This window comes from Actinocrinis sp. (assembly GCF_035946395.1).
Taxonomy (GTDB): Bacteria; Actinomycetota; Actinomycetes; order Streptomycetales; family Catenulisporaceae; genus Actinocrinis.
In genome coordinates, this window is record NZ_DASYZI010000039.1 from 1 (window position 1) to 4,653 (window position 4,653).

The 4,653-nt window shown below is 69.1% G+C and carries 5 protein-coding genes and 1 pseudogene; 1 reads left to right on the plus strand and 5 read right to left on the minus strand.

Features of this window, described 5'->3' with window-relative positions; translation table 11 throughout:
* Positions 1-139: 139 nt before the first annotated feature.
* From VGS97_RS02815 to VGS97_RS02830, 4 genes are all read right to left on the minus strand, one after another.
* Entirely contained in the window at positions 140-742 is a 603-nt protein-coding gene (locus VGS97_RS02815) for an RNA polymerase sigma factor (RefSeq protein ID WP_326851579.1), read from the minus strand.
* 90 nt (positions 743-832) lie between these two features.
* Positions 833-1,924 carry a carboxymuconolactone decarboxylase family protein gene (locus VGS97_RS02820; protein WP_326851580.1) on the minus strand — a complete coding sequence of 364 codons (1,092 nt, stop codon included), beginning with the start codon at positions 1,922-1,924 and terminating at the stop codon, positions 833-835.
* Positions 1,925-2,126: 202 nt separating this feature from the next.
* Positions 2,127-2,588: a hypothetical protein gene (locus tag VGS97_RS02825; RefSeq protein ID WP_326851581.1), complete on the minus strand. Its 462-nt coding sequence runs from the start codon at positions 2,586-2,588 to the stop codon at positions 2,127-2,129.
* A 23-nt stretch (positions 2,589-2,611) separates the two neighbouring features.
* Positions 2,612-3,652 (minus strand): SDR family NAD(P)-dependent oxidoreductase, encoded by a 1,041-nt coding sequence (locus VGS97_RS02830; protein ID WP_326851582.1) that lies wholly within the window; start codon positions 3,650-3,652, stop codon positions 2,612-2,614.
* Between VGS97_RS02830 and VGS97_RS02835 the strand changes: the two genes are divergently transcribed.
* Positions 3,636-4,133, plus strand: coding sequence for a hypothetical protein (locus tag VGS97_RS02835; RefSeq protein ID WP_326851583.1), 498 nt, complete (start codon positions 3,636-3,638; stop codon positions 4,131-4,133). The genes VGS97_RS02830 and VGS97_RS02835 overlap by 17 nt on opposite strands.
* A gap of 286 nt (positions 4,134-4,419) precedes the next feature.
* Here the strand turns inward: VGS97_RS02835 and VGS97_RS02840 are convergent.
* A pseudogene (locus VGS97_RS02840) lies at positions 4,420-4,653 on the minus strand (3-oxoacyl-ACP reductase); the annotation flags it as partial.

Below are 4,653 nucleotides of genomic sequence, written 5' to 3' on the forward strand. Positions count from 1 at the left end.
CGAGGGCGCGCACGTGCAAGGCGACGGCCACCGCCAGGGACTTCGCGTTCTTGTACCCGTTCGTGTGCCAGAGCCTGTGCCCGTTCCTGGACATGGGACTTCAGCTCGTACATCAACCGCTCCTCAAAGCGTTCGGCGTTCATCGCACCTCCATCACTGCGACAGACCGAGGGGAGTCGGGCGAAGCAGAGCCGTTCACGGCGCCGAGCGCACGGCGGGCGCGGTGCAGCCGGACCCGCGCCGTGACAGTGGTGATGCCGAGCACGGCTGCGGCCTCGGGCAGCGTCAGACCATCGACCGCGATCAGTTCGAGCACTGCCCGCTGGCCAGGCGGCAGCGCCGCGATCCGGGTCAGCAGTGCGCGGCACTCCCGCTCGGCGTCGATGCGTTCTTCGAGCCGTGCGATGTCGTCGCCGTCGAGCAATCGACGTCCAGCCAAGCGGTTCTCCGCCGACAGCGCCCGCGCGGCACGCCGTCGCTCGGCCGCGACGACGTTGCGGGCGATGCCGTACAGCCACGCGACCGGGCTGCCCAGTTCTTCGCGGTAGCTGCTTGCCGCGTCGACGGCTGCCAGGAAGATCTCGGCGACAAGATCCGCGGCGGCATGCGGATCGTGCGCACGCCGCGTCGCGTAGCGCAGCACCGCGTCGACGTGCTCGCGGTAGAACGACTCGAACGCGTCCGCGTCCTCGCCGATGCGCGCCACCTGACCATCGCCGCCACCGCCGGGTGGATGCCTCACCCCGCCTCCCTCTGCCGTCGTCGTCCCCTCTGCCCTTACTTCGCAGGACGAGGCGGGAGCGTTACACGCGCGGCATCGGTGACGATGGAATCAGTGCTCTAATACACCACTGCGCCCGACGATCCGCATCCAACCGCTCACCCGGCCGGCCGCCGCGAGGCTCGACCACGAGACCAGCTCGACCAACGCCGTGTCCGTGGCGCCACCGTCCCGCACGGCCCCGACCACCTTGTCGTCCACCTGGTAGGAGGCGAAGGCGGTCAACAGGGCGAGCCGGCCCGCGGGGCGATCCTCGGCGGGCAGAGCTCGTACGGCTTCCTCGACCCAGGCGCGGCTCAGCCCCTTCGGCTGACCGTCCCAGTCGGCCAACTCGGCGAGTACCAGCTCACGGACCGTGGCAGGCACCGAGCGGCGGCCGGCCGCCTCGACGGCGCCACCGGCCCGCCCGAAGGCCTCTGCGATGTTCGGGTCGCCGGCCGCCCACGAAAAGGCGGGCGGCAGCGGCGCGGTGGGCAGCAGGTCCAACGAGGCCCCGGGCGCGGCCTCGTTCCGGGACGCCGAACGCATCCTCCGGGACAGTATGGGCAGGGCCACGCGCAGTGCCGCGGTCGGTGCCATCGGCGGCAGCGGCGCGTCACGGACGAAGACGTTGACCATGCGGTTGAGGTAGTGGAACCAGGTCGCCACCCCGACGGCCTCCGCAGCATGCTCGGCCGGGAACGGCGGCTCGTGTTCGGCGGCCGTGTCGGCGCGCCCGCTCGCCCGCGCCCACTCGCTGATCGCGCGTACTGCGGGATCGGTGACCGTCCCAGGCCGGTCGCCCTGGATCGCGTCGGCGTCCTGCGCGTGGTCCAGGCCGCGCAGCAGCATGCCGTGAATGGTGACGCAGTACGGGCACGTGTTGCCCACCGAAACGGCCGTGGCGATCGCCTGCTTCGCGGCGGGATCGAGCAGTCCGGGGACCAACATCGTCTCGTAGTTCATGACCCAGCTGGCCGCCAGCATGTCCGGCGAGGGTGAGTGCAGCGCGACCGGCGGCGAGATCACGCCGAAGACCCGTTCCATCTCCCGGTAGATCGCGGCGACGCGCGGGTCCGCGGCGTCCCGCCGGGCCGGGGAGATCCTGCGGACCTGGGCGAACGACAGCGACCGCAAAACACTGCGCATGAAAGTCCCGCTCATCGTCACAGTCCTTCGGGTTCCGGGTTGGTTTTGTCAGGTGCGGGGCGCGGGCGCGTGGATCGGCGGCACGGCTCGTCGAGCGGGTTTCGCGGACACGACGGTGACACGGAACATCAGACGAAGACTCCTGGCAGGGCTTTGGCTGGACGCCGAAACCCGTACCAGGAGTCTTCTCACGGCTGCTGAGCGGCCCGGCGAGCCGTCAGTCGGCGGTCATCTCGGCGGCCAGTTCGGTGGCGCGCTCGTTGATCTGGGCCAGGACCTTCGTCGCGATGACCAGTTCCTCGTGGTCGAGCACGGTGTAGAGGCGATCGCTGACGGCGGTGATGGCCGCGGCCACGTCGTCGAACACCTTGCGTCCCAGCTCGGTCATCTGGGCCGGGCCCTCCCCGTCCAGCTGGGTGCCGGAGAGCAGACCCCGCTCGTCGAGCTGCGCCAGCAGAGGCGTGGCCTTCTCCGGGCGCAGCCCGAACACGAGCTGCTGGGAGAGGTACTCGTGCAAGTCCGCCGGGGCGAGAGGACCGCGGATCGCCAGGATCCGCAAGGCCAGGAACTCGCTGTTGCTGATACCGACAGTGACCGTGGTCTTGTCGAGTAGATTGCGCATCGCCGCGGCGGCCCCGGCGATGTCCATTCCGTTCATTACCGGTGGTGCTTCGGTCATGGTTCCTCCTTGGATGAGTTCATCTAGGCGAGCAGTGCGGGTTCGCGTATCCCGGCTTGACTGGCAGTCAGGAGACCCTGCTCGTACAGCCAGCGGATCGAGTCCTCGATGGTCTCGGCCAGCGGACGTGCTTCTACTCCCAGCGGCGCGGTCGGCATCGTGTCGCTGAGTCGAGCGTCGCAGTAGCACATGAACGCCGCGGTGTACTCCGCGGGAATGTGCCATGGCACGACATGCTGCACGACGTCGACCGCCTTACAGAGCACCATCGCGGCGCGGGCGGGCGGATGCACGACTCCCAGGCGGCGGCCGATCGCGTCCTCGATGGCGCGGATGTAGACGTGTGTCGGCAGGTAGTGCCCGGCGGGGATGTAACGCCTCGGCCCGAGGCCGGGAGTCAGCGTCTCCGCGAGCATGGCGGCCGTGTCGCGCACGTCGCTGATGGTGAAGCCGCCCTGGGGCGGGAATCGCAGCCGCCCGAGCACCGCGTTGCGCAGCCGGGTGAGCTGGTCGCCCATGTGCGGGTCGTGCGGTCCCAGGACCCCGACCAGGTTGACGATGGTGAGCGGGGCGCCCTCGTCCTGATGGCGGCGGGCGATCCGCTCGGCGGCGGCCTGGGCGGCGAAGTACGGCGGGGTGGTCCAGTTGGCCTTGTGGAGCGGCAGATCGGTGGAAAGCGGCACTTTGGACGGGAGCAGCGCCGCGGTGCTGGAACCGTAGATGATGGGGTCGGCACCTGAGCGCAGCGCGGCGTCGAGCATGTTCTGGGTTCCGGGAATGTTGATCCTGCGGATCTTCCGGAAGTCGCGGCTGTCCATCGAGAAAATCTGCGCCAGGTGCATCACCGCGTCCACGCCGTCGACGGCCGCGGCGACGCTTCGGGCATCGGTCACGTCGCCGGTGAGGATTTCGAGCTTGCTGGGATCGACTCCCAGCGGTTCGAGCGCCGCCGACACGCGCGAGGGATCGCGCACCATCAGGCGCACTTCGTGCTCGCGGCGGAGCACAGCGGCCGTCGTGTGACTGCCGATGTACCCGGTACCGCCTGTGATCAAGACCTTCACGATCAGGAGTCCCTTTCGTTATTTGGTCGGGGACCGGTACGGCAAGCGGTTTGTGATGCCGCCGGGCGTGCGGCTGCCGTGGCCCAGCGACATCACGGACTACCGCTCGGTACGGTTCATCAGCGCGTTGGCCGTGGCGAGGACGCCGGTGGCATGCGGCTCCGAAGACCGTCGCGATCAGCGCAGGCGCGATGCCGTCGGCGGTGCCGAAGGCGCTCGTGCCCGCGAGCACCGCGTCGATTCCGGCGGAGGCACCCACGATGGGCAGGAACGCCGCCCGCGCCGAGGCGGCGATGGCCCGTTGCTGCGTGAACGCTGCCGCGTCGTCGATCCGGCGCAATGGCTCGTCCCGCACCGGCACGCCGGCGAAGGCGCGACCGAGCTCGCGACGCAGCGCTGCGGACCACGCACAGTCAGGATGATTTTTGCCTCCGGTATCGCGTCAACGAGCACCCGCCGGTTCGCAGTGCGACCCCGTTGACTTCTACGGCAGCTGAGCCGACCCTATTCGGCGGCCACAAAATCAGGCTTCTTTGACATTGCTCAGCGGCTGCGCTCCGTGACGCATACCAGGTGATCACGGGTGACGCGCCCTGCCGGACAGTCTTCGAATTCGTCGATGCCGACACAGTTGACCGGCCCAGTTGACCGGCTCAGTGATCACGACAATGACTGATCGGAGCCTTGGCCGCCATAAGTAAGGTCAGTAGACATCACATCGCGCGGACCGTCGGTTCGACGGCTCACTCAGGCGCACTCAGGCGCACTCAGAGGTAGTCGGCCAGCAGCCCCACCGTCACAGCGCGCAGCTTGGACCGGAAGTCGGGGTCGTACGCCTCGGGCCGCGAGCGGCCGGGGCGCAGGCCGTCGAAATACTCGCCGGTGACATCGGCGAGGTCCGGGTCCGTGATGAGCCGCGATGTGGCCACGACCCCCTCGTCGAGTTCCGACATCGGCGCCATCCGGCTTTCAAGCACCATGGCCGTGGGCATCAGGCTCGC

What these genes read in the sequence shown, in the direction of transcription:
- VGS97_RS02820 (WP_326851580.1), bottom strand. Translation starts at nt 1,924, where the DNA reads ATGAGCGGGACTTTCATGCGCAGTGTTTTGCGGTCGCTGTCGTTCGCC.
- VGS97_RS02825 (WP_326851581.1), bottom strand. Translation starts at nt 2,588, where the DNA reads ATGACCGAAGCACCACCGGTAATGAACGGAATGGACATCGCCGGGGCC.